The organism is Luteibacter sp. HA06 (assembly GCF_054061215.1).
In genome coordinates this window covers 708,655-733,728 of the sequence record NZ_JBSSDZ010000001.1, presented here as the reverse complement: position 1 = coordinate 733,728, position 25,074 = coordinate 708,655, and the positions used below count along the sequence as shown (strand labels likewise).

Annotated in this window: 32 protein-coding genes and 1 riboswitch; of the genes, 10 read left to right on the top strand and 22 right to left on the bottom strand. The window is 64.4% G+C overall.

Annotation, left to right across the window (positions count from 1 at the left end):
• Positions 1-19: 19 nt before the first annotated feature.
• The 3 genes from ACVWWJ_RS03205 (at position 20) to ACVWWJ_RS03195 (ending at position 3,196) form a co-directional block, all read left to right on the top strand.
• Entirely contained in the window at positions 20-1,102 is a 1,083-nt protein-coding gene (locus tag ACVWWJ_RS03205; protein WP_456966749.1) for a DNA topoisomerase IB, read from the top strand.
• A 65-nt stretch (positions 1,103-1,167) separates the two neighbouring features.
• Positions 1,168-2,088 carry a hypothetical protein gene (locus ACVWWJ_RS03200; protein ID WP_456966748.1) on the top strand — a complete coding sequence of 307 codons (921 nt, stop codon included), beginning with the start codon at positions 1,168-1,170 and terminating at the stop codon, positions 2,086-2,088.
• Positions 2,089-2,440: 352 nt separating this feature from the next.
• A complete protein-coding gene (locus ACVWWJ_RS03195; protein ID WP_159892447.1) occupies positions 2,441-3,196 on the top strand; it encodes a hypothetical protein in 756 nt (251 codons plus the stop codon).
• Between the two features lie 48 nt (positions 3,197-3,244).
• Here the strand turns inward: ACVWWJ_RS03195 and ACVWWJ_RS03190 are convergent, their stop codons facing one another.
• Positions 3,245-4,303 (bottom strand): aldo/keto reductase, encoded by a 1,059-nt coding sequence (locus ACVWWJ_RS03190; RefSeq protein WP_456966747.1) that lies wholly within the window; start codon positions 4,301-4,303, stop codon positions 3,245-3,247.
• Positions 4,304-4,409: 106 nt separating this feature from the next.
• Here ACVWWJ_RS03190 and ACVWWJ_RS03185 point away from each other — a divergent pair, with 106 nt between their 5' ends.
• Complete coding sequence (locus tag ACVWWJ_RS03185) at positions 4,410-5,324, top strand: LysR family transcriptional regulator (RefSeq protein WP_456966746.1); 915 nt, start codon at positions 4,410-4,412, stop codon at positions 5,322-5,324.
• Here the strand turns inward: ACVWWJ_RS03185 and ACVWWJ_RS03180 are convergent.
• Positions 5,321-5,518 (bottom strand): hypothetical protein, encoded by a 198-nt coding sequence (locus ACVWWJ_RS03180; protein ID WP_456966745.1) that lies wholly within the window; start codon positions 5,516-5,518, stop codon positions 5,321-5,323. The two genes, ACVWWJ_RS03185 and ACVWWJ_RS03180, sit on opposite strands and share 4 nt — an antisense overlap.
• A 203-nt stretch (positions 5,519-5,721) precedes the next feature.
• On the opposite strand from ACVWWJ_RS03180, the gene ACVWWJ_RS03175 reads away from it, so the two are divergent.
• On the top strand, positions 5,722-6,342 hold the full coding sequence (locus tag ACVWWJ_RS03175; RefSeq protein ID WP_159892439.1) for a CDP-alcohol phosphatidyltransferase family protein: 621 nt from the start codon (positions 5,722-5,724) through the stop codon (positions 6,340-6,342).
• Between the two features lie 6 nt (positions 6,343-6,348).
• Here the strand turns inward: ACVWWJ_RS03175 and pnuC are convergent, their stop codons facing one another.
• The 11 genes from pnuC to ACVWWJ_RS03120 form a co-directional block, all read right to left on the bottom strand.
• Complete coding sequence (gene pnuC / locus ACVWWJ_RS03170) at positions 6,349-6,930, bottom strand: nicotinamide riboside transporter PnuC (protein WP_456966744.1); 582 nt, start codon at positions 6,928-6,930, stop codon at positions 6,349-6,351.
• Positions 6,920-9,097: a TonB-dependent siderophore receptor gene (locus tag ACVWWJ_RS03165; RefSeq protein WP_456966743.1), complete on the bottom strand. Its 2,178-nt coding sequence runs from the start codon at positions 9,095-9,097 to the stop codon at positions 6,920-6,922. The genes pnuC and ACVWWJ_RS03165 overlap by 11 nt, the downstream gene beginning before the upstream one ends.
• Before the next feature lie 54 nt (positions 9,098-9,151).
• Positions 9,152-9,247: riboswitch (TPP riboswitch) on the bottom strand.
• Positions 9,248-9,250: 3 nt separating this feature from the next.
• The gene (locus ACVWWJ_RS03160) at positions 9,251-10,402 is read right to left on the bottom strand and encodes a phosphotransferase enzyme family protein (protein WP_456966742.1); all 1,152 of its coding nucleotides are present in this window, start codon (positions 10,400-10,402) and stop codon (positions 9,251-9,253) included.
• A 22-nt stretch (positions 10,403-10,424) separates the two neighbouring features.
• Positions 10,425-11,099 (bottom strand): hypothetical protein, encoded by a 675-nt coding sequence (locus tag ACVWWJ_RS03155; protein ID WP_456966741.1) that lies wholly within the window; start codon positions 11,097-11,099, stop codon positions 10,425-10,427.
• A 209-nt stretch (positions 11,100-11,308) separates the two neighbouring features.
• A complete protein-coding gene (locus ACVWWJ_RS03150) occupies positions 11,309-12,046 on the bottom strand; it encodes an HvfC/BufC N-terminal domain-containing protein (protein WP_159892429.1) in 738 nt (245 codons plus the stop codon).
• A complete protein-coding gene (gene bufB / locus ACVWWJ_RS03145) occupies positions 12,043-12,885 on the bottom strand; it encodes an MNIO family bufferin maturase (protein WP_456966740.1) in 843 nt (280 codons plus the stop codon). The genes ACVWWJ_RS03150 and bufB (ACVWWJ_RS03145) overlap by 4 nt, the downstream gene beginning before the upstream one ends.
• Positions 12,886-12,934: 49 nt before the next feature.
• Positions 12,935-13,204: a BufA2 family periplasmic bufferin-type metallophore gene (bufA2, locus tag ACVWWJ_RS03140; RefSeq protein ID WP_159892425.1), complete on the bottom strand. Its 270-nt coding sequence runs from the start codon at positions 13,202-13,204 to the stop codon at positions 12,935-12,937.
• A 93-nt stretch (positions 13,205-13,297) separates the two neighbouring features.
• The gene (locus tag ACVWWJ_RS03135; RefSeq protein ID WP_159892422.1) at positions 13,298-13,762 is read right to left on the bottom strand and encodes a DoxX family protein; all 465 of its coding nucleotides are present in this window, start codon (positions 13,760-13,762) and stop codon (positions 13,298-13,300) included.
• A gap of 10 nt (positions 13,763-13,772) precedes the next feature.
• A complete protein-coding gene (locus tag ACVWWJ_RS03130; protein WP_456966739.1) occupies positions 13,773-14,504 on the bottom strand; it encodes an HvfC/BufC family peptide modification chaperone in 732 nt (243 codons plus the stop codon).
• The gene (gene bufB / locus ACVWWJ_RS03125) at positions 14,501-15,334 is read right to left on the bottom strand and encodes an MNIO family bufferin maturase (RefSeq protein WP_456966738.1); all 834 of its coding nucleotides are present in this window, start codon (positions 15,332-15,334) and stop codon (positions 14,501-14,503) included. Before bufB (ACVWWJ_RS03125) ends, ACVWWJ_RS03130 begins: the two co-directional genes overlap by 4 nt.
• A 9-nt stretch (positions 15,335-15,343) precedes the next feature.
• Entirely contained in the window at positions 15,344-15,625 is a 282-nt protein-coding gene (locus tag ACVWWJ_RS03120; RefSeq protein WP_159892416.1) for a BufA1 family periplasmic bufferin-type metallophore, read from the bottom strand.
• Here ACVWWJ_RS03120 and ACVWWJ_RS03115 point away from each other — a divergent pair.
• From ACVWWJ_RS03115 to ACVWWJ_RS03095, 5 genes are all read left to right on the top strand, one after another.
• Positions 15,604-16,518, top strand: a complete 915-nt coding sequence (locus ACVWWJ_RS03115) for a sigma-70 family RNA polymerase sigma factor (protein WP_456966737.1) — start codon at positions 15,604-15,606, stop codon at positions 16,516-16,518. The two genes, ACVWWJ_RS03120 and ACVWWJ_RS03115, sit on opposite strands and share 22 nt — an antisense overlap.
• Complete coding sequence (locus tag ACVWWJ_RS03110; RefSeq protein WP_159892414.1) at positions 16,515-17,156, top strand: DUF1109 domain-containing protein; 642 nt, start codon at positions 16,515-16,517, stop codon at positions 17,154-17,156. The genes ACVWWJ_RS03115 and ACVWWJ_RS03110 overlap by 4 nt, the downstream gene beginning before the upstream one ends.
• A 57-nt stretch (positions 17,157-17,213) precedes the next feature.
• On the top strand, positions 17,214-17,825 hold the full coding sequence (locus ACVWWJ_RS03105) for a hypothetical protein (protein WP_456966736.1): 612 nt from the start codon (positions 17,214-17,216) through the stop codon (positions 17,823-17,825).
• Between the two features lie 107 nt (positions 17,826-17,932).
• Positions 17,933-18,955, top strand: a complete 1,023-nt coding sequence (locus ACVWWJ_RS03100) for a TlpA family protein disulfide reductase (protein WP_456966735.1) — start codon at positions 17,933-17,935, stop codon at positions 18,953-18,955.
• A gap of 136 nt (positions 18,956-19,091) precedes the next feature.
• The gene (locus ACVWWJ_RS03095) at positions 19,092-20,033 is read left to right on the top strand and encodes an MASE1 domain-containing protein (RefSeq protein WP_456966734.1); all 942 of its coding nucleotides are present in this window, start codon (positions 19,092-19,094) and stop codon (positions 20,031-20,033) included.
• 63 nt (positions 20,034-20,096) lie between these two features.
• On the opposite strand, the gene ACVWWJ_RS03090 is transcribed toward ACVWWJ_RS03095, so the two are convergent.
• The 9 genes from ACVWWJ_RS03090 to ACVWWJ_RS03050 form a co-directional block, all read right to left on the bottom strand.
• Positions 20,097-20,543, bottom strand: coding sequence for a hypothetical protein (locus tag ACVWWJ_RS03090; RefSeq protein WP_159896174.1), 447 nt, complete (start codon positions 20,541-20,543; stop codon positions 20,097-20,099).
• Positions 20,544-20,647: 104 nt separating this feature from the next.
• Positions 20,648-21,058, bottom strand: a complete 411-nt coding sequence (locus ACVWWJ_RS03085; protein WP_159896176.1) for a hypothetical protein — start codon at positions 21,056-21,058, stop codon at positions 20,648-20,650.
• Between the two features lie 4 nt (positions 21,059-21,062).
• Entirely contained in the window at positions 21,063-21,476 is a 414-nt protein-coding gene (locus tag ACVWWJ_RS03080; protein WP_456966733.1) for a hypothetical protein, read from the bottom strand.
• 197 nt (positions 21,477-21,673) lie between these two features.
• Positions 21,674-21,988: a hypothetical protein gene (locus tag ACVWWJ_RS03075; RefSeq protein ID WP_456966732.1), complete on the bottom strand. Its 315-nt coding sequence runs from the start codon at positions 21,986-21,988 to the stop codon at positions 21,674-21,676.
• Positions 21,989-21,996: 8 nt separating this feature from the next.
• Positions 21,997-22,257 (bottom strand): hypothetical protein, encoded by a 261-nt coding sequence (locus ACVWWJ_RS03070; RefSeq protein ID WP_159896182.1) that lies wholly within the window; start codon positions 22,255-22,257, stop codon positions 21,997-21,999.
• Between the two features lie 54 nt (positions 22,258-22,311).
• On the bottom strand, positions 22,312-22,926 hold the full coding sequence (locus tag ACVWWJ_RS03065) for a DUF2589 domain-containing protein (RefSeq protein WP_456966731.1): 615 nt from the start codon (positions 22,924-22,926) through the stop codon (positions 22,312-22,314).
• A gap of 69 nt (positions 22,927-22,995) precedes the next feature.
• Positions 22,996-23,487, bottom strand: a complete 492-nt coding sequence (locus ACVWWJ_RS03060; protein ID WP_456969648.1) for a DUF2589 domain-containing protein — start codon at positions 23,485-23,487, stop codon at positions 22,996-22,998.
• A 54-nt stretch (positions 23,488-23,541) separates the two neighbouring features.
• Positions 23,542-24,084, bottom strand: coding sequence for a glycoside hydrolase family 108 protein (locus ACVWWJ_RS03055; protein ID WP_456966730.1), 543 nt, complete (start codon positions 24,082-24,084; stop codon positions 23,542-23,544).
• A 115-nt stretch (positions 24,085-24,199) separates the two neighbouring features.
• On the bottom strand, positions 24,200-24,889 hold the full coding sequence (locus tag ACVWWJ_RS03050) for a response regulator (RefSeq protein ID WP_456966729.1): 690 nt from the start codon (positions 24,887-24,889) through the stop codon (positions 24,200-24,202).
• Positions 24,890-25,074: the final 185 nt, after the last annotated feature.

The window sequence follows — 25,074 nt, the reverse complement described above, 5'->3', positions numbered from 1 at the left end:
CCGGCTCACACTGCCGGCCATGTCCAGGAAGCCGCCCGACGTCGCCCTTGTGGTGCCAGATACCGAACGAGCCCACGCAAAAGCGGCGGGCCTGGTTTACGTGTGCGATACCGATGCTGGCATCACGCGGTGCAAGCGCGGCCAGTCATTTCACTATGTCGATGTCGATGGGCACCGGGTCACCGATGAGGATGTGCTGACGCGCATCCGTGCGCTTGCCATTCCGCCGGCCTACACGAAAGTCTGGATCTGTACCAACGAGCGTGGCCATCTTCAGGCGACGGGCCGCGATGCGCGGCTGCGCAAGCAATACCGCTATCACGCGAAATGGCGCAGCGTGCGCGATCGCGACAAGTTCGAGCGCGTCGTGGAATTTGGCGAGGCGCTACCCCGGCTGCGCCGGCGACTGCGCAAGGATCTCGCCCTGCCCGGCCTGCCGCGAAACAAGGTACTGGCGCTGGTGGTGAGCCTGCTCGAGGAAACGATGATCCGTGTCGGTAACGACGCCTACGCGAAGGAGAACAATTCCTTCGGACTGACAACGCTGCGTTCACGCCATGTCGCCGCCCGCCACGGGCGGATCGAGTTCCATTTCCGTGGCAAGAGTGGCCAGTGGCGTGATGTGACGCTCGACGATCGCCGGCTCGTAAGGGCCGTGCGCAAGGTCCAGGAGCTTCCCGGTCAACGGTTGTTTCAGTATCTCGACGACGACGGGCAGCGGCTGCCTGTCGATTCCGGCATGGTGAACGACTACCTGCGCGAGGTGACCGGCGGTGAGTTCACCGCGAAGGACTTTCGCACCTGGGGCGGAACGATCAATGCGGTAGCCGTACTGGCGGCCACGGTCGTCCCGGACGAGGGTGGCGAGCGGGCAATGAAGGCGACGCTGGCCGCCGCCGTAAAGGAGGTCGCCGGCGTGCTCGGAAATACACCGGCCGTGTGTCGGGCGTCCTATATCCACCCCGAGGTGTTCGCCGGGTGGATCGACGGCGAGTTGCACCGGCGAATCCCCGTAAGCGGTATCGGATTTCCCCGGAAATTGGAAACGCTGACCCTGGCTTTTCTGCGTCGTCGACTCCATGTATCCCGACGCTCCCGTTGAGGCGAACGGATGGCTATAGTGCTCGCACGGGGTTCGCGTTCGATTTTCCAGGGGCTGTGTTGACGATGTCGCGGTGGAAGGTGATTCCCGTTCTGTTCGGCCTGATGGCAGGCGTGGGTGCGCATGCGCAGGAAGCTCCGGCAGCACCGCCGTTCGCGCTTCCCGATGCCGGAAGCCATCGGGGCGTCGTCGATGACACCTGGATCATCGCGCCCAAGCGGCTACCCGATGCCACTCTCACCGGCGTGAAGAACTACGCGGACGAAGGCGATATCGCGGCCGGTGTCTCGCTGCGCTATCGCGTCGACCACGCCGAGTGGATCATCGCCGACGTTTTCATCTACCCCGCGGGACAAGGTGACAGCGCAAAAATGCTGCGCCAGGCGACGGAAGATTTCCGCGAATCGGTGGCTTACGCCGAACGCCAGGAGATCTATCGGAACGTGTGGTGGGGCGACGAATCTGCTTATTCGGCATCGCTGGTCGGCGGGAAAAAGCTCGAGGGACGTTTCCTGCCTATCGTGTTCGATGCACAGCAAGACATGCTCACTTCGCGCACCTATCTTTTTTACCGCAAGCTCTACTACGTAAAGATTCGGCTGACCACGACAGTTGATGCCGTCGACTCGCTGGCCGAGAACGCCGATCCCTTCATCAGCGGCTTGCTCAGTGGCGTCGAGATCGTGAGTTCGGGAACCTGCGGTCGCAACATGGATGTCGTCGCACTACAGCCCGGGGAAGCCTTGCCCGGCGATCTGCCCGACGGTGTCAGCGCGGACGGCTTCCGCATGGCGCTGAAGCTCACCCGAGCCGGCACCCCGGCCTACGGCGCACAGATGGCCAAGGCCATGTCCCTGGCGACAAAGCGCCAGCTGGCTGGCGGTTGCACCACGCTCGATTACCACCCGCCGCTGGAAGACGGCACGCGAACGGTGCTGCATCTGTCGTTTACACCCGAAGACTGGGGCTCAACCGCAAAGCCCTGAGGAAAGAACGGCCGGGACGCGTCCCACGCCCCGGCCGTTGTCGCGCAGGCCTCCATGGGGAAGCCGTTGACCTGCAGCGACCCGTGCATGATGCGCGAGCGTGGCCGCGTCGCCTATGGAAGGATTCTCAAAAATACGCAAATTCGGTGACGCGCGCGCCACCTCTGGCGCACCACTACGAAATATCTCAAACTCTCCCCGCGGAGCCGTCAGGGGGCTGGTTCCCGCCGGAGCCGTTCGTGTCGGGGGACACGCGGACCGCCACAGCTCGCTTCCAGGTTGCCTGCGCCCGACCGGACTCTGTATCGGTGTCGGTATGGCGGCGTGCGACTGCCATCCAAAGGAAAGCATCATGCGAACGTTATGGAAGAACGGTCTCGTCGTCGCCTGTATTGCCAGCGTCACGGCTTGCGCGTCGATCACCGGAGGCACGCACCAGAAAGTCGACGTCCAGCCACAAACCGCGTCCGGCCAGGTCATCACCGGCGCTACGTGCCGACTGACCAACGACCGAGGCTCGGTGAATGTAACGACGCCCGGCGTCGCGACGGTGCACCGCTCCGGCCAGCCGCTCGACGTGAATTGCCGCAAGGATGGCGCGACCATCGCGCAGCAATCGTTTCCGGCATCCACGCGCGGCATGATCTGGGGCAACATCGTTTTCGGCGGCATCATCGGCGTTGTCATCGATTACTCGAACGGTGCCGCGCATCGCTATGCCAGCCAGTTGCGTTTGATGGGCACGGACGTGGGTGGCGTAGCCTCGGCGGCAGGCCTGCCTGGTGCACCTGTCGCGCCTGCAGGAGCAGTGGACACGAAAGTCGCGTCCGATGTCTCGTCCGATACCAACGCACAGCCGCACGAGCAGCAGATTGCGACCGCGTTCCAGCCGGGCGGCCCCGCCAGCCTCGATCCGCGCATCGGCACCTCGATGTTCAACGCGGCCCAGAATGTCGCCGCGATCCAGCAGTGTGATCGCATGATCCGCGTGGTCGAGGTCGATGGGCAGCACGCGCTGTTCTTCACCCAGTGCCAGGGGCGTCCGCAGAAGCTGCATATCGAATGCACGGCCGCCGATTGCGTGCCGCTGCTGCCTCCGGAGAGCTGAGCGGCAGTCTGCGGGAAGTGGGAGCGACCTGGGTCGCTCCCACAAGCTTCAACCCTTCAGGTGCGGCGCCAGCAACGGCATGTCGGCCGGACCGAGGCGATCCGACGCGGTCATCAACTGATGCCAGTACGGATAAAGCACCGGCGGAGCGCTGACGTCATCGAGGCGCTGGCGCTCGTCAGCCGAGAGCTTCAGCTCGACGGCGGCGAGGTTATCCTTGAACTGCGCCTCGGTGCGACCGCCGATGACCAGTGACGTGACGGCGGGACGCTCGAGCAACCACGCCAGCGCGACCTGCGCACCCGACACACCGCGCGCCTGGGCGATCTCGACCAGTACGTCGACGATGCGCCACAAGCGCGCTTCGTCGCGGATCGGCGGCTCGGTCCAGCCGGCAAGCTGACGGGAGCCTTCCGGCGCCTTGCCATCGCGGCGATGCTTGCCCGAAAGCAGCCCGCCGGCGAGTGGGCTCCATACGAGCACACCCAGGCCCTGGTCGATGGAGATCGGCAGCAACTCGTATTCGGCCTCGCGCGCTTCCAGCGTGTAGTGAATCTGCTGGCTGACGAAGCGCTGGCGGTGCTCGCGCTCGCTGATGCCCAGCGCCTTCATCAGGTGCCACGCGGAATAGTTGGAACAGCCGAGATAACGCACCTTGCCATCACGGACCAGCGTATCGAGGGCCTCGAGGGTTTCCTCGACGGGCGTCAGGCCATCCCACTGGTGGACCTGGTAAAGGTCGATCACGTCGGTACGCAGGCGCTTCAGGCTGGCTTCGCACTCGCGGATCAGGTGGTAACGCGACAGGCCGCCGTTGTTCGGGCCTTCGCCCATCGAAAAGCGCGCCTTGGTCGCGATCAGGACGTCCTTCGGCCGCTTGCCGCCGAGGACCTCACCGATGATTTCCTCGGACCGACCGTCCGAATAAACGTTCGCCGTGTCGATGAGATTCACGCCGGCATCGATGCACATGTCGATCAGGCGACGCGCTTCCTCGACGCCTGAGCTGCCAACCGAGGCGAACTTGCCCTGGCCACCGAAGGTCATCGTGCCCATCGTGAGGGTGGAGACTTTGAGGCCAGAACGGCCGAGCAGTCGATATTCCATGGGGATTCCTTGTGGAGGAGTGAACCGACCCACGTTAGCCTCCCGTCCATTCATCTGTAAAATGGAAAATTCTGATCGTATTAAGCACCTGAGAGACTCAATCCGCATGGACCTGAAGCAGCTCGAATATTTCGTCGCGGTCGCGGAGGAACGTCACTTCACACGGGCCGCCCAGCGGCTCAACGTGGTCCAGTCCGGCCTGTCGCAGACCATTCGCAGCCTGGAGGACGAACTCGGTGGCCCGCTTTTCGTCCGCACGACGCGTAGCGTGGCACTCACGGTGGCCGGCGGCGTCCTGCTCGAGGAAGCGCACCGCGTGCTCGATGCCGCGCGCACGGCGCGCATGGCGGTCACGCAGGTGCATGGCCTCGCACGTGGGCGGCTGCGCATCGGCGCGATCCAGAGCCTTGCGCCCTTCATCGACCTGCCGACGACGCTCGGCCGGTTCCGCGAGGCCTTTGGCGGGATCGACATCGAGCTCCGGTTCGACGGCTCGTCCAACCTGCTCGAAGAGGTACGCGACGGTCATCTGGATATCGCCTTCACCCAGCCGCCAACGACACCGGTCGCCGATGTGGTCACGAAGCTGTTGGTCTGCGAGGGCCTCGTGGCCGTCTGCCCACCGAAGCACCGACTCGCCGGTCTTCACGATGTCAGCCTGCTCGATCTCGCCCAGGAGAGTTACGTCGACCTGCGCGCCGACTGGGGCATGCGCCAGCTCATCGACAGTGCATTCGCCGAGGCGGGGCTGAGCAGGCGCACGCAGTTCGAGGTCAACGACATGGGTATGCTGCTCGAACTCGCCGCACAGGGCCTTGGCGTTGCGCTGGTGCCGGAATCGATTGCGAAGATCCGGCGCGACGACCGTCACGCCAAACCGATATCGTTCGCCGATATCGCCGAGGCCGAAGAGCCGTGCTGGGAGATCGTCGTCGGTTACCGCGCACGCCATGGCGATGCACCGGGCCGCCTGGCCCAGGCCTTTCTCGATGTGCTGGTGCAACCGGCAGGCGCGCTCTAGGGCTCGCCGTCCCAGTAGTCCAGCCCATTCTCCGCCCGCTGGACGTAGCTGGTACGCGAACCGTCACGGTGCCTCACGATGGCCGAGTGTTTTCCCGAGTCCGGGTACTCGACGAATTCCGGCGACTCACGCGTGCTGATCGACAGGTACTTGAGCGGCGCATCCGAGGTGTTGATGAACTGATGCGGGTACATCGTAGAGTGGCTCGCGAACGAGGCGTTCAGTGGGGGCGTCGTTGAAATTGCGGATGAGCTGCGCGGCGAGCTCGGTGGCGCGTGCGGTCATGGGCCTGCCATCGTACGAGGTGGGTCTAACGAGGCTAGCGCGATCGGCCGTCCACGTCTTCCCGACTCCCCGGCCTTGTAAACTGGCGCCCACCTACCGCCCGGACGAGCCGATGACCACCAAACCGCGACCGTTCTCCATGATTCGCGACTTCGCGCTGGCCGACTGGTTCACCCTCGGCAATGCCGCCAGTGGCGTGGGCGCGCTGTTCTCGACGATGACCTACCTTCAGGAAGGCGGTGTCTGGCACTTGTACATGGCCTCCGGACTGGTACTGCTCGCGCTCATCTTCGACGTGCTCGACGGGCGGATCGCCCGGTGGCGCCAGCGCGCGTCGTTGCTCGGCCGTGAACTCGACTCCCTCGCCGACGTGGTCTCGTTCGGCGTCGCGCCGGCCGTCATCGGTTATGGCTGCGGCATGCAGGGGGGACTGGACCGCGCGATCCTGATCATGTTCGTCTGCTGCGGCGTTTCCCGCCTTGCGCGCTACAACGTTACGGCTGAGGTCAACTCGAACGACGAGGGCAAGGTCACTCACTTTGAAGGCACCCCCATCCCGACGTCGATCCTTCTCGTCGCCGTGCTCTGCGCCGCCGCGTCGATGGGTGCGCTGCACGAAAACCTCTGGTTCGGCATCACCCACATTGCCTCGCTCGGCCTGCACCCGTTATCGCTGATGTTCGCCGTTTCCGGCGCCTTGATGGTGAGCCGGATTCGCATTCCGAAATTGTGAGCAAGCTCAGGCCGTAACAGGAGCGACGGGCTCACGGCGCCAGGCGCGCAACCCGAACGCAGCGAGCACAACGAAGCCTGCATATAGCACTGCCGTGACCGGAAGCGACTTGTAGACATACTCGCCGACATAGATGACGTCCACAGCGATCCACAGCCACCACGCGGCGGCATGGCGACGTGCCTGCCACCACTGGGCGACAAGACTGAATGCCGTGAGTGCGGCATCGAGCCATGGCAGGGATGCGTCGGTGTAGCGGTGCATGGCGTAACCAAGCGCGAGGGCACCGGCACCTCCGATCGCGATCTGCTGGATGGCGCTGCGGGCGTCCAGTGCGGCGACGCGGACATGCCCGCTCCCGTCGAGATTTCGCGACCAGCGCTGCCATCCGTAGAGGATCAGGAAGGCAAAAATCACCTGCAGCACGGTATCCGAGTACAGCTTCGCGTCGACGAAGATCCACGCGTAGGCGATCACCGAGACAAGCCCTACCGGCCAGCACCAAGGGCTACGACGCGCGGTCAGCCACACGCCCGCCGCACTGACCAGCGCGGCGGACACTTCGAACCATGAAAGCTCAAAAGTCATACGTCATCGACAGCCGGGCCAGTCGCGGCATGCCGGGGAACAGGTAGCTGTCGCCACCCGAGGTGCCCGTGTCGCGCCAGTAGAAATGGTTGAACACGTTGTCCACGTTGAGCCGCCAGGTCATCGCATGCGTACCGATCGACGAGACCAGGCGCAGGCCGGCGTCGAAGACATGGTACGCCGGGACTCGCGTATCGCCGTTCGGCGTGGCGACGTTGGTACCGACGTAGCGCCAGCCACCGAGAACTGCAAGCTGTGGGGCGAATGGCAGGGTGTAGTCGGCATACACGGCCGTGCGCCAGCGGGGCACGTTGACGACCTGATGGTCTTCGTAGGCCGGCGTACCCGTGTTCTCGGCACGCGCACGGATCACGTTGGCGCTGGCGGTGAGACGAAGGTTGTCGGTGACGCGCCCGGCTAGGTTGAGCTCGATACCGGTATGCACCTCCTGCCCCTGCTGGACGAAAGTGAAGCCCTCCGCCGTGTCGTCCGGCCGGGCGAACTGGTACGCCTGGCGAATGCGGTAAACCGCCGCCTGCAGATCGAGAGCATCGCTCACCGCATACTTCACGCCGGCCTCCACCTGGCGCGACTGCAGCGGCGCCAGCGTGGTACTACCGTTCGAGGTCCAGTACGGCGCTTCGCGTCCGAGCGAGAGTCCCTCGCCGTAGCTGACGTACGTGGTCAACGGCGCCGTCGGCTGCCACAAAACGGCAGCCTGCGGCAGGGTTTTGGTCATCCGCGTATCGCGCTCCAGCGCGCCCGTATCGTCATACGCGCGTTCATCGAGCTTGACCAGGCGGGCGCCGGCGAGCACCTGCCAGGTGTCGCCGAGGTGCACGCGATCGATTGCGAACAGGGTGCGCTGCCAGCTGGTCAGGCGACGCTCCGAGGGACCCGGCTCGTTAGGCGATGGATCGAAGTACGGCGGTACGCGGTCACCGATATTCGCGGTGCCAACGTAGTCGTAAACATACGCGCGCTGGTCGACGGTGCGGCGGAACGCGCTGGCACCGACGTTCAGTTCATGATCGACCGCACCCGTCGCGAACGTACCGGTAACCACCGCACGCAGCTCGTCGTTCTGTCGCGAGTCGTCCGGACTGCGGAAATCGTAAACGTCGTAGTCACCGTTGGGCGCAAAGAAATAACCCGGTGTCGCGCCAGATGCGCACGAGGCGGCATAGAAGCAGCCGTAGGCGAATGCAACGTTATCGTCGATCACCGTGTGGCTATGGCCTGCCGATACCTGCGCGTTCCAGCTGTCACTGAAGCGATAGTTGAAGCGCAGCGAGGTATTGCTCGAATGGATGCCTACGGGCCGCTGCCACGGCTCGTATCCGAGGAGTTGCGTGCGGCTCGGGTGTTGGGGGATCTGGGTGCCCCCGAGCAGCTGGTAGCCCGAGGCCGAGCGCTGTCCACTGGTCTGGTAGTCGGTGTCCAACTGCAAGGTCGCCGCATCGGTGATCTTCCAGTCCGCGCCAACGGAGACGAAGCTGCGTCGTCCGTCGGTATGCTCGATGGCCGCGTGCGTCTTTTCGTTGGCGGCATTCACGCGCAGGCCGAACGACGGCGTAAACCACCGACCGACATCGATAGCCTCGTAGTTGGAGCCGTGCGAATCCGTACCGAGTGTCACCGTGTGGACGTCCGCCGGGCGCTTGCTGACATAGTTGATGAGGCCACCCGGCTCCACGACGCCGGCTTCCAGGCCGCCAAGACCCTTCAGCACCTCGACCCGCTCCTTGCCTTCCAGACCGGGAAGCTGCTCGGCCGATTCGATCATGCCGTTGAAGCGGAAGCCCGTCGCCAGGTCCAGCGGAAAGCCGCGGATCGAGACGTCCTGGTAGTAGCCAGCCGGTGCGTAGTTGTCGTTGATCGCGGAATCCCCGCGCACCAGCTCGCTGAGCGTCCGCGGCTGGCGGTCGTCGATCTGCGCGCGGGTGATTACGGTGATCGCTGCCGGCGTGTCGTGCAGCGGCGCGTTGCCGAAGCTCCCGAACGTATCGAGCTGCGAGTCAGCGGCCTGGTAGCCGGTGGACGTGGTCGCGTTGACGTCGACGGTGGCCAGGGTGCGCGCCTTTTGCGGGACGGCATCGTCGGCGGCATGAGCCACGCCAAGCATCGAGAACAAGGCCAGGGCCAGCGGGGTACGGGAGAAAGTCATCGTCGTCTTCAGGTTCACGGACGAAGCGACGGCGAGCCACGTCGTCCGGGGACGTCCGTGGCTCTGCAAGCTCCCTACGCCGGTACTAACCGGGTCAGGTTCCAAGGGACTCTCTCAGCCTGGCAACGCCAGGCACCCCCGCTTCTAGAGCGCCTATTGAACCACGAATCGCCGCCCGGCGTGACGGATGGCCTCGAGCAGGGCCTGGCCGTGCCGCCCGTGAAACCAGGCGGCGTGGCCGCGCAGGAAGGTGTGGTACGCAACGTCGGCGTGGTCACGGCGGTGCGTCACGCCCTCGAAGTACTCGATCTCGGACAGGGCGAAATCGAGATGAACGATCGGCAGGAGGTCGGCGAGCAGGACCAGATCGTTCCCGGTCAGCGGGGATACGTCGTGATATCCGTCGATCAGCGCCAGGGCGAGGTCATCGCGACCGATATCGCCGCGGGCGATATCGAGCCATGCGATGGCATTCCGTTCGATGGCGGTGGCGAGATCGAACAGCGCGAACGTCGCCGCGGAGAGGCCGAGGTCGAGAACATCGGTGATCTGCGCGCTATCGCTCGCGTCGCTCCAGCAAAGGTTCGACACGTGCCAGTCGCCATGGGTCCACAGACGCGGTTGCCGGGACAGCCCAGCCGCTGCATGCGCATGCCAGGGCTCGATCGCCTCGCCGATTTCCGCGCGCCAGTCACGCTCCCGCAAATAGACGTCCAGGAAGGCGCGCGACGGAAGCAGCGCTGCGATGGCATCCAGTGGGGCTTCCGACGACAGGATGTCCGCGCGGGCAACCAGGATGTGCGTGGACCGCTGCGGTGCCTCGTAATTCTTCGCGGCCAGATGCAGCCGCGCGAGCATCGCACCCGCAGCCCGTGCATGAGCCGCTTCGCCGATCGGCGACCACGAGAAGGCGTCGCGGTAAACATCCGTCCCGCGCGCCGTCTCGTGCACCTCATAGATCCACTCACCGATCACGACGGCCGTCTCGCCATTCTCGTTCTCGAGCACGCGCGGTATCGGCACGCCGCGTTGGCGCAGGTGCGTCGCGAACCGATGTTCCTCGGTGAGCGTGGCCACCGTGCGAACGCTACTGTGATGCCGCTTTACGAAGACCTCACCCGCGGACGTGCGCACGATGCCCGCGGCCGATAGCGGCCGCGGGCTACGCCAGCGCAATGCCTGGACATCACCGTGGGCAGGGAATGCACGCAGTACAACGCCCACCTCGGCCAGTGTCAGCGGCGGCCAGTCCGGCGGCAGTTCGTCGCCTGCGAGGCCGTGGGTAAGGTGCGCTTCGTCATTCATCGGCGCAGTCTACCCCGTGCGTTCAGAAGGCGAGATTCAGACCGATCGTCGCCCAGTGCGAAGTCGGCGCGGCGCGCTCACGCTCACGTCCCATGACGAGGTCGACGCTGTCGCCGTCCTCCTTGCCAAAGTAGAAGCGCACGCCTGCCTGTGTGGCCTGGGACAGACGCGCCGCCCACAGGCGTTCGGCAAGCAAGGCCACCTCCTTGGTGACGGCGAACTCGAAGCCCACGCCGGCCAGGCGGTGCCAAGCCCCCTGCTCCACGCGGGTCATGCCGAGGTTGACGTTCGCCATCAGGCGGCGCTCATCGTCCAGACCAAAGTTGCTCGCCGCGTAGACGTTGGAGCCCATCCGGTGACCGTTCTGCAACGTGGTATCCGTGGCGAGCGCAAGGCCGATGCCGGCGTCGTCACCGTTTCGCAGCTGCCATTTGATCGACGGGTTCTGCATGTTGTTTCCGGGGTGCGACTGGGCGCCGAGCCCGAGGCCGAACTCCACCGGACCGACGCCGCAGGCCGGCACGGTCCAGGCCGTGTGCGTGCCGCCACGGAAAGCCTGAAACCAACTCTCCAGCTGGCAGCGGCCGGGCGTGGCGGTCGACGCATCGTCGACCAGATAGCTGCCTCCCGACGCCATCGAGGGCGAGGCGAACAGGGAGAGAATCAGGATGAAAGTGAAAAGGAAGAAGTGGCGCATGGTGCTTACCTCCCCGTCGGTCAAGGCGACTGGGATATCGGAAAGCAGGTCAACGGGGTGACCTGCCGGTGGCCAGCATGGCTACCGGCCGCGAAACACGAACGGAGGCCCACTAGCGGCGTCGAAACGGATGCCTGGGGTCGTCGTCCATCGGTGTCTCATGGGGCTGAAAGTGTGCGGATTGTCGGCGCGTGGGCCGGCCGGGTCAATCAGCTTTTGCGCAGATGCCTGACAAGACCGTCGCCCACCCAGCCGCGAAGCAGCCTGCCCGCCTCGGAGGCGATCAGCCCGGGCCCGCGAAGCCGGCCTAGCAGCGCGCAGATTTCGCCGAACGTCGCGCCAGCCAGCGCGAGGTCCAGGCAAGCGCACTCGTTCGCGTCCATGCTGGCGAACTGCGGGAAAAGTCCCTTGCGCCAGACGCGAACGCCGCCACCGGCGTCCGTTCGCTCGGCGGCGGGAGGCATGACCTCCTCGGAGAGCGCCTTCCAGATAGCCGGCGCGTTACTGCGTGAGCGGCGAAATCGCAGGGTAGGCACGAAGACGAACTCTACGTGCTCCCAATCCTCGGCGACCAGTGCGTCGACGTTGATCGCTACGGCATCGGCACCACTGAAGGCGTCGCGAAGGGCGCCGTCCATCCATGCCAGTTCGTGGACATCGGGATCCTCCGGATAGCGAGCCTCTAGCATGTCCGCGAAGGCGCGACCGTAGGTGTCGAGTGTCCAGGAACCCGGCGCATTGGCATCGACATAGCGAGCGGCTTCGGCGTCGAAGGCGTCATCGCCCAACCAGAGCCGGGTCTTTGCGTACGTATCGCCAAGAGCAGCGACCAGCTGGCCACGGTAGTTGTTCGCGTAGACACGCATGCCGCGTTCGTCGAAGCCGTCTGCCGGCGAGGCGCCGGACACCGAGGCGATAAAGCGACGCTGTAGGTCGCCCAACTTCATGCGGCGCGGCGCGTAGCGGACGAAGCGATTTCACGGGCGTGCTGCAACTCGACGAGAAGTTCGCCCAATGGCGGGATGTGATCATCGCGCTCGATCATGGTGGCGACGTGGCCGAGCCGCGAAGCGAAGCGCGCGTAAAGCTGCCAGACGGGATCGGGCACCGGCGCATCGTGGGTGTCGATCAGCATATCCCGGCCCTGGCTGTGCCCGGCCAGGTGAACCTGCCGCACGCGATCCAGTGGCAGTCCGTGCAGCCAGTCGTCGGGATCGAGCCCGTGATTGGTCGCACTGACATAAATGTTGTTGACGTCGAGCAGGAGGTAGCAACCCGTGCGCTCGCAGAGCGCCGTCAGGAACGCTGCTTCGGTCATCGTCGTGTGCGCGAAGGCGAGATAGGTGGAAGGATTCTCGAGTACCAGTGCCCTCCCGAGAACATCCTGTGCGATCGCTATGTTGGTCGCCAGCGCGTCGAGTGCTTCGTCCGTATAGGGCAGCGGAAGCAGATCGTGGGAACTGAAGCCGTCGATGCCCGTCCAGCTGACATGATCGGAGATCCACAGAGGATCGACCCGCGATGCCAACTTGCGCAGACGGCGCAGATAGTCGGCATCGACCTCGTTCGCCGACCCGAGGTTCATCGATACACCGTGCAGCGCGACGCGGTAGCGCTCGCGCACACGGTCGATGATATCGAGCGGGCGACCACCATCGACCATGAAGTTCTCGGAGATCACTTCGACGAAGTCGACCGGCTGCTGCGTCGCGATGAAGTCGGCGTAGTGCGGAATACGCAGACCCAGGCCGAAACCGTGGAATGCTGGCGGCGACTGAACAGGCATGGCGTTCTCCGGAAGAAGCCCGGTCACCGTGGTGACCGGGCGAGATGACTTACTGGGCCGGCGGGGTGGTGCTACCACCCTGGGCCGAGCATTCCTTCATCGAAACGGCCTTGAAGCCCTGGCCCTTGCAGTCATTCTGGCCCTTGCATGCGTGGTTGCCCGACTTGCAGTCCGAGGTGCCTTTACAGCTGTTGATACCGTAGCAATGCACGGTCTTGCCGGCAGCCGGCTCGGCGGCCTGGGCCGGTGCGGAGATGGCAGCGGCGGATACAGCGAAGATGGCGGCGGCAGCGGCGATGCTATGGGTGGCGGTATGCATGGTCGTTCTCCGGGAGGTGGGATTTTTTGCCGAAGTGGCATGAACTCATTCGTGCAGGAATGGATATCGGTTACACAAGACGACGAACTAAATTCAGCGCACGCCGATCACGTGGTCCACGGACGCACGACCACCGCCACGTGCGATCAGATAGAGCAGGATCGCCGCCCACGACAGGTGCGTGGGCCACGCGTCGGGGTATACGAAGATCTCGATGATCGTCGTCATGCCCAGCAGCACGAAAGCAGACAACCGTGTCGCGAGGCCGAGCACCAGCAACATGGGCACGAAGGTTTCGACATACGCCGACATGTGCGCGGCGATCTCCGGTGGAACCAGGGGGAGCTTGTATTCCGTGGCGAACAGTTCGTACGTGCCGTCGGTAATGGTGAGGAAACCCTCCACCTTGGTCCGGCCTGACTGGAAGAAGATCGCGGCGATGGAGAGTCGGGAAACCAGCGCCAGGAACGAATGCCCAACGAGTGCTTCGATGCGCACCGTGAGTGCATTCCAGCGCGACAGCAGCGTTGGGCGGATAGCGGGAGCGAGCGATTCCATGGGATGTCCTTCAGTTAGCGAATGCGCCAGCCTGCAGAAGGCTGGCCAGGAGACGATCAATGGGTGCACCGGGATGACTGTCGACTGTCGAAAGCGCGGCATCGGCCAGCGAAGCACCGTTCGCGATGGCGTCGAGAAAGAACCATGTCTTCGCGTCGACCGCCGTGACACCGACCTCGTTCCCGAGCCGGCTGACGATGGCGTATTCGGCTTGCCACATAAGCTCGGCGCTGACCGCGACGCCGGCCCGGCTTGCCTGCCAGATCGACACGGCCGGAACGGTTGCCTCGAACCGGCGCGTTGCCGGATGCAACGAAAGCCTCAGTTCACCGAGCGATTCAGGGCCAAGCAGCGCGACATCGGCCGCTGCGAGAACGTTGGCGTCGGCGGCAACGAGACTCTCCGTCCACAACCGGTCCAGACGTGCGACATCGGCCAGATAGGGCAATTCGCCCGCCGGTGGGAAGCTTGCGAGGAAGTCCGCGAACTCATCGCCATAGGCGAACATCCGACCATCGCGCGGCGGTGACTGTGAGACGTGGATAGCGGCGACTGCCCGAAACCATTCGCGCCCGACAAGCACGACAACGGCTGGAAAATTCGCTTCCAGCGCATCGAGACACGACCGCATCACGGTATTGCGATAGATGTCGAACGAAGGCTGTTCCGCAGGCAGGAAGTCGGATGCGGGGTTGTCGAGCGCCGCCCTGAAGTCGTCCTGGAAGCAGGCGAGGGTGCTCATGCGGCCACCGCGTCTTGTTGCAACAAAGCGTGCGCGCGCTCGCGCTCGTCGAGCAGCGTGGCGAACGCCGGCACGTCACCGTCCCGCTCGATCAGCGTCGGCCGCGCACCGCCGCACGACACGACGTGTCGATAGAGCGACCACACGTCATCAGCGATGGCCGTGTCATGCGAATCGACCAACAGCGTGGCGACCTCGCCATCGGTTGTGTGGCCGGCAAGGTGGATTTCCGTGACAGCGTGCAGTGGAAAGGCTTCAAGGTAAGCGAGCGGGTCCGTCGCAAGATTGTGCGCACTGACGTAGACGTTGTTGATGTCGAGCAGCAATCCGCAACCGCTGCGCCGGGCCAGCTCGGCAACAAAGTCCGTCTCGCTCCAGTCGTGGCCGTCCAACGTCAGGTAGTGCGACGGGTTCTCCAGCGATATCCGCCTTCCGAGCTGCTCCTGGGTATGAATGACGTTGCGCACGAGCTGTGCCAATGCCTCGTGCGTCCGGGGAAACGGCAAGAGGTCCGGCACGTATCGACCCGCCCACGTCGACCACGCCAGGTGCTCGGACACGAGTACCGGCTGAACGCGGTCGACAAGACGGCGTAGCCGCCGCAGCTGCGCCTCATCCGGTAGGGCAGCTGCGGCGAGCGACAGCGACACGCCGTGCAGGGAGAGGGGGAACCGTTCCGCAAGGGCGTCGAGCATGGCAAGCCGCGGACCGCCGTCCACCATGTAGTTCTCCGGATGCACTTCAAGCCACAGTCCCTCCGACGTGCAACACATGACGTCGTCGAAGTGCTGGGGCTTGAAGCCGATGCCGGCGGCAGGCGACATGCTCATGAGAGTGGTTCAGCCGACCTTGGTCAGCGAGCCGTTGCCCTTGGGCGTCTTGATCGCCGTGCAGGTGCCGGCGGGAACATTCTTCCAGGCATTTTTCTGGTAGTCAGCCTTGGCGGTACCTGCGCAGGTCGTGCCCGGGCCGGCGGCGCAATCGTTCTGCCCTGCCTTGGCGACGCCCCAGCACTTTTCGACGGCCGGCTTCGCGGCGTCCTTCTGGGCATCGGCGTGGGCAACGCCGGCGACGAGGGCAGCGAGGGTGAAGGCAAGGGATGCAACGTGGCGATGGTTCATGCGAACTCCTTGGGGGAGGGACGGACGGGCTGTCCGGCTTCACGAACCAGTTCGCCACGACGGGCCGATTGGTTACACCTCCCCGCGCTTCGTGTGGGAGCCGCTTCAGCGGCGATAGCCAGTTCCCTCTCAGCCCCATCGCCGGCACAGCCGGCTCCCACACAACTCCTTCTTCAAGGTGTAACCAAACGCTTCGCTCTGACGAACTACCCTCCATGCCCCCTATGTCATCGTCGCCAGCCTCGAACCGGACTGCTTGCGATAGCAGGCCGGACATGGCTATATCGCTGTCCATGGATAGCTCAGCAATAACAGCGACATTTCCCACGGATCGGGTAACTGACGGACTCACGGCCACGGAGATCGAACTTCGGAGCTGTTTTGTTTGCGGATTGGCTGGCGACGCCGTTCAATACCGGCGCTTTCTCGACGGTCTCGGTTCCCATTTGCGCGCCTACCTGCGTCGCAGGTTGCCGCGTGCGCTAGCCGACGTCGAAGACATCCTCCAGGAGACCCTGCTCGCCGTGCACAATGCGCGACACACCTATCGTGACGACCAGCCCCTGACCGCGTGGGTCCATGCCATCGCGCGCTACAAGCTCATGGATTTCTTTCGCGCTCATTCCCGACGCGAGGCCTTGCACGAGCCCTTCGAAGACGATGGCAGCCTCTTCGTTCAGTCCGATGTCGAGCCGGCCGATGCACGCCGTGACGTCGGGCGCCTCCTCGAGCAGCTCCCGGACAGGCATCGGCTGCCGATCGTCTTCGTGAAGCTGCAGGGGTTGTCCGTCGCCGAAGCAGCACGACGTTGCGGCATTTCGGAATCCGCAGTGAAGGTGGGCGTGCATCGCGGCCTGAAGGCACTTGCCGCGCGGATACGGGGTAGCGCATGAAAACCGACGATTTCATTGCCATGCTCGCCAACGGAACCGCACCGGTCGACCGTCGCGCTCCGGCACGTCGCTTCGCGCTCGCGCTTCTGCTGGGTTGCACCTTCGCCACCTTGTTGATGGCGGTAGGACTGGGAGTGCGCCCGGACATTGCCGAAGCCATCCATCTGCCGATGTTCTGGCTACGTCTGGGCTTTGCCACCAGCATCGCTTGCGCCGCCTTGTGGCTCACCCTCAGGCTGTCGCGCCCGGGCGTTCGCATCGGCGCACGCTGGGCCGGCCTGGCTGCGCCTGTCGCGGTCGCGTGGGTCGGGATGGCGGTCGTGCTGGCCCATGCGCCAGCCGGTGCGCGCCTGCCCCTGCTGCTGGGCCACACATGGCGCGTCTGCCCCGTCCTCATCGCGCTGCTTTCCACCCCGACGTTCTCGGCCATGCTCTGGGCCGTCCGCGGCATGGCACCGGTTCGCCCTCGTGTCGCCGGTGCGGCGGTCGGCGTACTCGCCGGCGCCTCGGCAACCATGGCGTATTGCCTGCACTGTCCGGAAATGTCGCCCGCGTTCTGGTCGACGTGGTACTTGCTTGGCATGGCGATCCCCACCGTGGTCGGCGCGCTGATTGGCCCCCGCGTGTTTCGTTGGTAGGCCACGGCTCGCCCCGATTCTTTACACTGCGTGCCTGTTCCCGTGGACTCATCGCGCATGCGTCGCCGTAACTTCTTCCGATCCCTGGCCCTGATCGCGCTGGCAGTGACCTCGGCGGTCGCCGCCGAAGGCACCGGACCCAGGGTCATTCCCGTGGAAAACGGGGTGAACACCATCACGTTGCTCGGCGAGCCGGCCATGGCCGTGCGCGCGTGGCGCGAAAACTACAACGCCCATGGCTTCGACGTGATCAGCTTCTACGCCCGTGACAAGGCGGCCGGCCAGAAGGCTTTCTGGAACGTCATACCTGTCTTCGGACAGGTGTTGAAGGGCGACACCGCAGAGCGCCTGGAGATCACCGTGGGCGGCGGCGCGGACTGTGTCCTGCACGACTTCCGCCTGCTTCGCTCGGGCGACGACAAGCACGTGATGCTGGTTATCGCCCAACGCGACATGGGCGAGAGCTTCGCCGATGCCGCCCCCGTGCATTTCACCTGGTATGACCTCGTGCGCAACGAAGACGAAGCGCCCGGCGATCCGTGGCTTTCCTTCCGGCAGACACGCGTCACGCAGGCAGCGAAGCCGTACTGCGATGTCGAGGAAGCCCTCGACAAGGAGCTGCACCTGGGCACGACGAGCGGCAACGGTGGACCAGGCGACACCGACTAGCCGGTATCACGGCGGTCTTGGTACAGCGGTTCGCATCAGACTTGAGTCTGGCGTGACATCTGGCGGCGTGCGAGTGTGTGCGGAATCTTCCCTCGCGACGACCGCTCATGCCCAGATTCGCAGTGTTCCTGCTTCTTTCCGTCATCGTGCTGTCCACGCAGGCCCAGGACGGCCAGCAGCGTGCCGCGGTAGCCGCGCGCAGCCTGGTCGGCACCGCCGCACCGAACGTCGTCCTGCATACGATCGACGGCAAGACGATCGACCTGTCGAAACTCGTTGGCAAGAAAGCCATCTACCTGAAATTCTGGGCGACTTGGTGCGTGCCTTGCCGGGAGCAGATGCCGCATTTCGAGCGCGTGTACGAGCAGGCCGGTGACGACCTCGAAGTGATCGCCATCGACGTCGGCTACGACGATAGCGTGGCGCGCGTACGCGAATTGCAGAAACAGGTGGGCCTGCGCATGCCGATCGTCTTCGACGATGGCAGCCTGGGCACTGCATTCAACGTCCAGGTGACGCCGCAGCACATCGTCATCGGTCGCGACGGGCGTATCCAGTACGTCGGCCACGCCGCGAACGCCCAGCTGGACGCCGCCTTGCTTGCCGCGCGCCGCACACCGACCGCGAGCACTGCCGCGACGACAACGTTCACCGATCTACCCGCACTTGCCGTGGGCGACTCCATCCCTGCCCTGCCCCCGCCCGCCCTGGCGAGCGAGCTCCCCGGGACGTCGACCACCAACGGACGCCCCACCGTGCTGTTCTTCCTGTCGCCGTGGTGCGAGAGCTACCTGGCGCAAAAGCGCGACGGCAGCCGTCCGGAGATGGCGGCCCAGTGCCGGACGGCGCGAGAGCAGGTCGATGCGTTGTCGCGTACCCGCCCCGACGTTCGCTGGGTGGGTGTGGCGTCCCGGTTGTGGACCAGCCAGCAGGACCTCGTCGATTACCGCAAGCAGACCCATATCGCCATGCCGATCGTCCTTGACGAAACCGGGGAGCTGTTCAGGCGCTTTCGTGTGATGCACGAGCCGACCGTCATCGTGACCGATGCGCAGGGACGAATCCTGCGGCGAGTCGACCGCATCGACGACGACTTTTCCCGCCAGATCGCTCCCCCGAAAGCACCCTGAAAGCCACTTCGCAAGAACTTGCCGACCCGCGATACGATCGGGGGGCTGAATCGGCAAATGTCGACGAAATCCCTCTATTCGATGGCAGCACGGTCGTTAACCCTTCAAACTAGCCACATCGGCCAGAGGGGCGAACATGGGTGCAATCAGCAGGGATCCGTTAGCCTGGGGACGCTACATCGCGGTCGCCGGGGCTTACGCTGCCTGCTACGAGCTCACCCGCAACGTGTCGTTCTCGCACTGGATGCTCCCGGCAGGCCTCCGTCTGGCCTGCCTCTTCCTTGTCCCGCGACGCTACTGGATCGCGCTGGCGATCGGAGAAACGCTGCCCATCGCCGAGATGGCTGCGCTGCACGCCTCGGCCTTCGGCGTTCTCTGGGCTGTTATCGTCTCCTTTCCCCCCATTGCCCTGATGATGCCCGCCGTCGCCTGGATGCGCCGTCGCTTCGGCCTGTTCCGCGAAGATGGGCAGATCCACATGGGCCTGATCATGGCTGCCACCATGGTCTGCGCCGTCATCAACGGCATCGCCAACGGTGCGGCACTTGCCAACGTCTCCATGAGAGATGGCTCCGAGGCACCGGCAGTCACTATTCCACTCTTTCTCGCGTGGTTTCTCGGTGCTTACCTTGGCGCACTGACGCTCACCCCGATGATTCTCGCGCTGCGTGAGCGCATGGCTTCGCAGCCCGGCGGCGTCGTCACGTTCAATGCCGTGTGGCATAGCCGCCTCACGCGTGACGCACTGTTCATCGCCATGCCCGCAGCCATATTGCTCATGGTTGCGGCGTCTCAACTCGATGGTCCCGCATTGCAAGGCGTGCGCATGGCCATGGCCGTACCCGTCGTCGTCCTCACGCTACGCCACGGCTGGCACGGCACCGCAATCGGCGGCATGTTGGCGAGCATCGCCCTGGCGGCCACTTCGTTCGAACTCCGCGATCCGGCCATGATCCAGGCACAGGTGGTGCTCGCCTTCGTCATCTCCACGTCCCTGCTCTTCGGAGTGAAGGTCGCAAGGCGACTTGCCGCGAAGCATCCGCTGGTGGCGCACGCAGGCTCCCACCGTCACGGTTGATTGCCGCAAGAGCGCCGGGCTCTCGCCCGGCCCCCGAGATAATTTCCTCTCATTCACCGTCACTTACGGGCCGTGCGAGCTGCATTCCGCAGGGTTCTTGCAGTCACCCGGTGCCAGCATGAGCTGCATGGTGCCGTTAGGCTGCGGTGCCACGAACACCTGGATCGAGTTATCCGTGTAAACCGTCTCGCCCGTCGTCACGGCTGGTGCGGGAAGGGGCTCGTCAGGCGTTGCCAGCCGGGTCGCATCGGAACCGATCGGCAGACCCACCGCCTTATAAGCGGTGACAGCGAATGCACCGCGCACGGCACCACTGGCGTCGTTCACCTGGATATATCGGGTACCACCGCGGGTGAAGACGTAGACGTGATAGTTCGCACTGGCGCTGACGTCACCGACGGCGGTCGTCGTTGCCTGGCCGAGCGAAAGCGCGCTCTGTGCATGCACGGCGGTAACGGCGAGCGGCAGCAACACGAGGGAGGAAAGCAGGAAGCGAGTCGAAGTACGCATGTCGGAATTCCCATGGAAGGTTAGCGAGCCCGCGCGACCATCGCGCTGGACCGGTAGCTCGACCTAGGGCCGTCCGTGGGCCGGGCAGCCCATGGTCGATGACCTCACTCTCCCTCATCGGCGGGGGTGCCGCGACTGCCATGCCGAATCTGCTCACTCCTGCTTGCATCAGGCGGCTGCCGCCTGCGGCCCTTGCCTGGGCGTCTCAGAAAAATTCCTATGACACGTCGGACCAGCTTCTCTCCGTGCGACGTGATCACGCGTTGGAGGATCATCGCAAGGTTGAGACCGAAGCAGCCGACGACAAAGGCCACTGCGGCCTGAAGCTCGACGTCGGCATCGATCAGGTAGTGCTTGCCAACGGCAGGGGCGAGAAAGACGGCGAGCGTCGTCCCACAGATGACCTTGACCACCACGCGGCCTCGTGAACGTTCCGACGACAATGCGACGGGAAGGATCGCCCCACTGACGGCGGCAAGAAGTATCCAACCGAAAACGACGGCATCCTTGTCCACAGCACTACTCCGTCGTCGGGGCGACCCGCTTGAGGATGCCTGCCCAACGCGATTCGCTGCGCTGGAAGACCACGGCGATCGAATCGGGAGCTGGCCCATCAATGGTCAGGTCGCCGGGATACAGCCGGGCGCAGAAACCACCACCGTTTCTCGGTGGCGTAAAACGGTAATAGCTTGCTCCGTCGGCATCCTGGAGATGGTTCGCCACGATGCGGCAATTGGCAGGCTCACCGAAATGCATCGACGCTTTCCCACCCCCGATAGTCAGGTCGACGCGCACCGTATTCTGGACGGATGTAGCGACGACGCCCCGCCAGGCCCCCTCGTCCGGAGGTGCGTCCCGCGCTGTTGACGACATGGTGACGAACGCGAGCATCACAGCGGGCAGGAAGAAAGGAAGGTGGCGGCTGGGTAACATCGGTATCTCCGGTCAGGGCACGGCAAGAAGAGCAATGAGGGTGAGAAGACGAGGGGTGGCGAGCCCCACGGCACGACGGGCAAGCATTCGCCACGGGCCGGGTGTTGGTGGTGGAAGGCCAAGGCGACCAAACAGGATCGCCTCCCACTCGGAAGACATGCGTAGCTCGCTAAGCGATCCGGAACGGCGCGCCATCGTCACGAGGCACCGGGCAGATCGACGACATGGCCGTCTATCTCCACACGGGGTCGCCAGTCCGCCTTCGCGAGGCATACGAGCGTCAGCCGATGCACGCGGCGGCGATCCATCCAGGCGAATCGCGGCCGCCCGAGTTGCATCACCAGTTCACGTCGACGTGCGACGCGCCGATAACGCAGGCGAAAGTCGAAGGCCATCGAAAACTCAGCGAGATGAGGGCCACCGGCAAGGGGCCGTCTCTTCAACGAATGGTCGGCGTCACGCAGCGCGTGGTTCACGGCGGCGAGGAGTTGGTCCAGCGAGGTCGGGGCCATGAAGGCGCCTATGTCGCCGGGAGCCACGTTGGCTTTCGCGGAAAGCCGACGTGATAGCAGAGCCACTGCAGCACCACCTGGTGTTCGCCGATCTGGAGAATCTTGAAACTCTTCTCCATGCCGACGATGCAGCCCTTGGGCGATTCGCTGAGGCACCGATTGAGGAGCTCGCCGGCTTCCTCCACCTGTTGTTCGGAATGCATCTGGTTCGGGTTGTCGCTACCCACGACAATCCGTTTCACAAACCTGACGTCCGTCAGATCGAACATGAAGTCACTCCCTGAAAGAGCCGCGGCACCCGAGCCGGATACCGCGGCTGTCCGTTACGCTGCCGCGGCTGCGGGAATCTGCGTAATCTTGCGCGGGGCGCAGGCGGTCTGCATGATGTCCATGACGCGGGCAAGGCCTTCCGGCATACCCTTGTCCTCGGCATGGATAGCAACGTGATATCTCGCCGAGTTATCAGACTGTCGCGTATTTTCCTTGGCCGAAGCCACCGAGCCTGCCACCTTGACGTTGGCCTTGAACAAGCCGAACTTCATCGACATGTTCGCGTCGTATGCGTGCGAGCTGTTCGTCGACTCCTTCTCGGTGACCGTCGATTTCACTTCCATATCGAAGGTGATGTCGACCGTGCTGATCGCGAGGTTGGGCACCTTGACGATCGACAGCAGCGGCACGTCGAGTTCCACCTCTTCGTCGGTAATGGTGCCGTCGGGATTCTCCACCGGACGCTTGAACTTGAACGACGCCGTGCGGGTATCGCCGACGCCGTCTGCGCTTTCGGCGTCGGGCAGGAAGCCAACAACCTTGATGAAGTCAGCGGTAGCCTGGGCCAGTTTGATCTGGCCGTCGCACGCTGCACTCAAAGGCGCGCCGATGAGATCGCCCATCGGAAGACCCTGGAACTGGCTGGACATACTCACGAGTTCTGCCATGTCGTAATTCCTTTACTGTTGGCATGACACGCCGCACCGGATGCGCGGCGTGGTTCGACCGGGATTGCCTCAGCTTTCCGGCCTGAACGTCTGGAAGACCCCTTGGGTCTGCGCTAAATGGGTCATGAGACGGGACATCCCGTCGCTGGGTTCGCTACCTTCCACGCGCATCACGACATGCACCGAGCCGGTCTTGCGACCACCGCTGGCTGCCGTCGTGTCGAGCTGCAGCACAGGTCGTGTCGCCTCGCGCCGAAGCTCCCATCCAGGACCGGTTTCGCATGGCGGCGTCACCTGGGCTACCGGGGTGGGTTCGACGAGGTGACCCAGGTCGGCATCGAAACTGATCTCGACATCCTTGATCCGCAGCAGGTTCGTCGAAACCAGCGGCAGCAGCGGGGCCCGGTACAGATCCTCGTCCTCGACCTGCGCGCCCTGCTGCATGGAGGGCATGCGTATAACAATGCTCTTGGGGCGGTTGTCCTCGTCGAAGTACTCGCTGAGGTAGGCCATCTGCCGCCGCTCGATGCGGTCCTGCGCATCGATCACGGCGCCAGCCATCGCTTCGATGAGGCCAGGGAGTGGTGTATCTGCAGCCACGTATCGGCTCCTTGCTTAGCGCGGGATGTCGACAAAAGAGTCGGCTCGCCGTAGCCAGCCGACGAGGAAACGTGCCATCGACGGACGCCGCCGTGCCAGATCGCGGTAGTAGCTCATGCGCCGCGTCTTGAACGCCGAGTGCAGCTGCGAGGCGTCGCAAGCGTCGATGGCTCGAAGTGTGCGCAGCCCGACGATCCCGTCGACGACTAGTGGGGGCCTTGTGCCGCGCTCGTTGAGAACCGACTGCAACAGCCGAGACGAGGTCGATCCCGCATTGACCTGGAAATCGCACACCTGATTAGCCAGGGTCTGCGACGCGATCCCGTCTCCCCGGATAGCGTCCCAGTAGAGCGCCTTGTAAATGATCCCGACCTGCTCGTCGGTGAGTTTGCGCAGGAGGTCGAGGCTTGGCGGGAGCCCGAGCAGCTCACGCGAACACTGCGACAGCGTTCCAAGCGTAATGCCCTTGTTGGTGGGCCCACCCGGATCGGCGTGGTGATTGACGTATCCGCCCTCATGCTTGAGGAGAATCGGAAAGAACTGGTTGAAGTCGGCCATCCGTTTGCACTCTGGTTCGGCGAGCTCCGCGCCGTTGGTTGAACTATCCGCTCCCGGCGCCGTGGGCGATATCGGTCGCGGACTGATTCGCCAGGGAGTGCGCCCCGGCGACTGGTCAGTCGTCGACATCGATGAGCCCTTCGCGAAGCGCGTAACGCGTCAACTGAGCGATGCCACGGATGCCGAGCTTCGTCATCACATGATCGCGATGCGTCCCCACCGTCTTCATGCTCAGGTGCAGGCGCTCCGCGATCTCGCGCGTCCCGAGTCCTTCGGCATACAACCGCGCTACCTCGCGTTCCCGTGCGCTCAGTTCGCCGCCGGCACCGCCCTGACTCGTCGAACGCCCGCGAAAGCTATCGACCAACACGTGCGCGACATCGGGGCTGACGTAACAGCCCGCGCGCATCACCCCGTCGATAGCGCGCGCAAGAATATCGAAGGTGTTTCGCTTCACGACGTAACCATGCGCGCCAGCATCGAACGCCGCGCGAACCCAATGTGCCTGCTCCCGCCGCGAAAGGCAGACCATCCGCGTGGCCGGCGATTCCCTGGCCACGCGGCGCGCCATCTCGAGACCCGACATGCCGGACATCGCGGTGTCGAAGATCAGAAGATCGGGCCGTTCATCGACGCTCATGCGGACACACTCACGACCGTCTGCCGTGCTACCGACGACGTCCACGCCGTCGTGCGCCTGTAGTACCGCCGCGACCGCGTCCCGCAGCACCGCTTGTTCATCGGCGAGAACCACCGTCGTGCGGCTGCCCGAGCCGCGGTCACTGGCGCCAAAGGCGTGTGACAAAATGTGTCCGGCCCCAGGGCCCGGGAAAGGAAGTCCATTCATGTGTGCCGTCCAGGTTGGTGATGCCGCGAATCGTCGTCGGAAAGACGACCGGGTGTCCTTCCGGAAACCTTACGGTCGCTCTTCCCTCCCCCGATCAAGGAGTTACCGCGGCATAGTCCGGACGGGCCGCGACGTGCATCACC

Excerpts from the sequence above, each read along its gene's own strand:
- ACVWWJ_RS03205 (WP_456966749.1), top strand. The coding sequence starts at position 20 with ATGTCCAGGAAGCCGCCCGACGTCGCCCTTGTGGTGCCAGATACCGAA.
- ACVWWJ_RS03200 (WP_456966748.1), top strand. The coding sequence starts at position 1,168 with ATGTCGCGGTGGAAGGTGATTCCCGTTCTGTTCGGCCTGATGGCAGGC.
- ACVWWJ_RS03195 (WP_159892447.1), top strand. The coding sequence starts at position 2,441 with ATGCGAACGTTATGGAAGAACGGTCTCGTCGTCGCCTGTATTGCCAGC.
- ACVWWJ_RS03190 (WP_456966747.1), bottom strand. The coding sequence starts at position 4,303 with ATGGAATATCGACTGCTCGGCCGTTCTGGCCTCAAAGTCTCCACCCTC.
- ACVWWJ_RS03185 (WP_456966746.1), top strand. The coding sequence starts at position 4,410 with ATGGACCTGAAGCAGCTCGAATATTTCGTCGCGGTCGCGGAGGAACGT.
- ACVWWJ_RS03180 (WP_456966745.1), bottom strand. The coding sequence starts at position 5,518 with ATGTACCCGCATCAGTTCATCAACACCTCGGATGCGCCGCTCAAGTAC.
- ACVWWJ_RS03175 (WP_159892439.1), top strand. The coding sequence starts at position 5,722 with ATGACCACCAAACCGCGACCGTTCTCCATGATTCGCGACTTCGCGCTG.
- pnuC (WP_456966744.1), bottom strand. The coding sequence starts at position 6,930 with ATGACTTTTGAGCTTTCATGGTTCGAAGTGTCCGCCGCGCTGGTCAGT.
- ACVWWJ_RS03165 (WP_456966743.1), bottom strand. The coding sequence starts at position 9,097 with ATGACTTTCTCCCGTACCCCGCTGGCCCTGGCCTTGTTCTCGATGCTT.
- ACVWWJ_RS03160 (WP_456966742.1), bottom strand. The coding sequence starts at position 10,402 with ATGAATGACGAAGCGCACCTTACCCACGGCCTCGCAGGCGACGAACTG.
- ACVWWJ_RS03155 (WP_456966741.1), bottom strand. The coding sequence starts at position 11,099 with ATGCGCCACTTCTTCCTTTTCACTTTCATCCTGATTCTCTCCCTGTTC.
- ACVWWJ_RS03150 (WP_159892429.1), bottom strand. The coding sequence starts at position 12,046 with ATGAAGTTGGGCGACCTACAGCGTCGCTTTATCGCCTCGGTGTCCGGC.
- bufB (WP_456966740.1), bottom strand. The coding sequence starts at position 12,885 with ATGCCTGTTCAGTCGCCGCCAGCATTCCACGGTTTCGGCCTGGGTCTG.
- bufA2 (WP_159892425.1), bottom strand. The coding sequence starts at position 13,204 with ATGCATACCGCCACCCATAGCATCGCCGCTGCCGCCGCCATCTTCGCT.
- ACVWWJ_RS03135 (WP_159892422.1), bottom strand. The coding sequence starts at position 13,762 with ATGGAATCGCTCGCTCCCGCTATCCGCCCAACGCTGCTGTCGCGCTGG.
- ACVWWJ_RS03130 (WP_456966739.1), bottom strand. The coding sequence starts at position 14,504 with ATGAGCACCCTCGCCTGCTTCCAGGACGACTTCAGGGCGGCGCTCGAC.
- bufB (WP_456966738.1), bottom strand. The coding sequence starts at position 15,334 with ATGAGCATGTCGCCTGCCGCCGGCATCGGCTTCAAGCCCCAGCACTTC.
- ACVWWJ_RS03115 (WP_456966737.1), top strand. The coding sequence starts at position 15,604 with ATGCAACGTGGCGATGGTTCATGCGAACTCCTTGGGGGAGGGACGGAC.
- ACVWWJ_RS03120 (WP_159892416.1), bottom strand. The coding sequence starts at position 15,625 with ATGAACCATCGCCACGTTGCATCCCTTGCCTTCACCCTCGCTGCCCTC.
- ACVWWJ_RS03110 (WP_159892414.1), top strand. The coding sequence starts at position 16,515 with ATGAAAACCGACGATTTCATTGCCATGCTCGCCAACGGAACCGCACCG.
- ACVWWJ_RS03105 (WP_456966736.1), top strand. The coding sequence starts at position 17,214 with ATGCGTCGCCGTAACTTCTTCCGATCCCTGGCCCTGATCGCGCTGGCA.
- ACVWWJ_RS03100 (WP_456966735.1), top strand. The coding sequence starts at position 17,933 with ATGCCCAGATTCGCAGTGTTCCTGCTTCTTTCCGTCATCGTGCTGTCC.
- ACVWWJ_RS03095 (WP_456966734.1), top strand. The coding sequence starts at position 19,092 with ATGGGTGCAATCAGCAGGGATCCGTTAGCCTGGGGACGCTACATCGCG.
- ACVWWJ_RS03090 (WP_159896174.1), bottom strand. The coding sequence starts at position 20,543 with ATGCGTACTTCGACTCGCTTCCTGCTTTCCTCCCTCGTGTTGCTGCCG.
- ACVWWJ_RS03080 (WP_456966733.1), bottom strand. The coding sequence starts at position 21,476 with ATGTTACCCAGCCGCCACCTTCCTTTCTTCCTGCCCGCTGTGATGCTC.
- ACVWWJ_RS03075 (WP_456966732.1), bottom strand. The coding sequence starts at position 21,988 with ATGGCCCCGACCTCGCTGGACCAACTCCTCGCCGCCGTGAACCACGCG.
- ACVWWJ_RS03070 (WP_159896182.1), bottom strand. The coding sequence starts at position 22,257 with ATGTTCGATCTGACGGACGTCAGGTTTGTGAAACGGATTGTCGTGGGT.
- ACVWWJ_RS03065 (WP_456966731.1), bottom strand. The coding sequence starts at position 22,926 with ATGGCAGAACTCGTGAGTATGTCCAGCCAGTTCCAGGGTCTTCCGATG.
- ACVWWJ_RS03060 (WP_456969648.1), bottom strand. The coding sequence starts at position 23,487 with ATGGCTGGCGCCGTGATCGATGCGCAGGACCGCATCGAGCGGCGGCAG.
- ACVWWJ_RS03055 (WP_456966730.1), bottom strand. The coding sequence starts at position 24,084 with ATGGCCGACTTCAACCAGTTCTTTCCGATTCTCCTCAAGCATGAGGGC.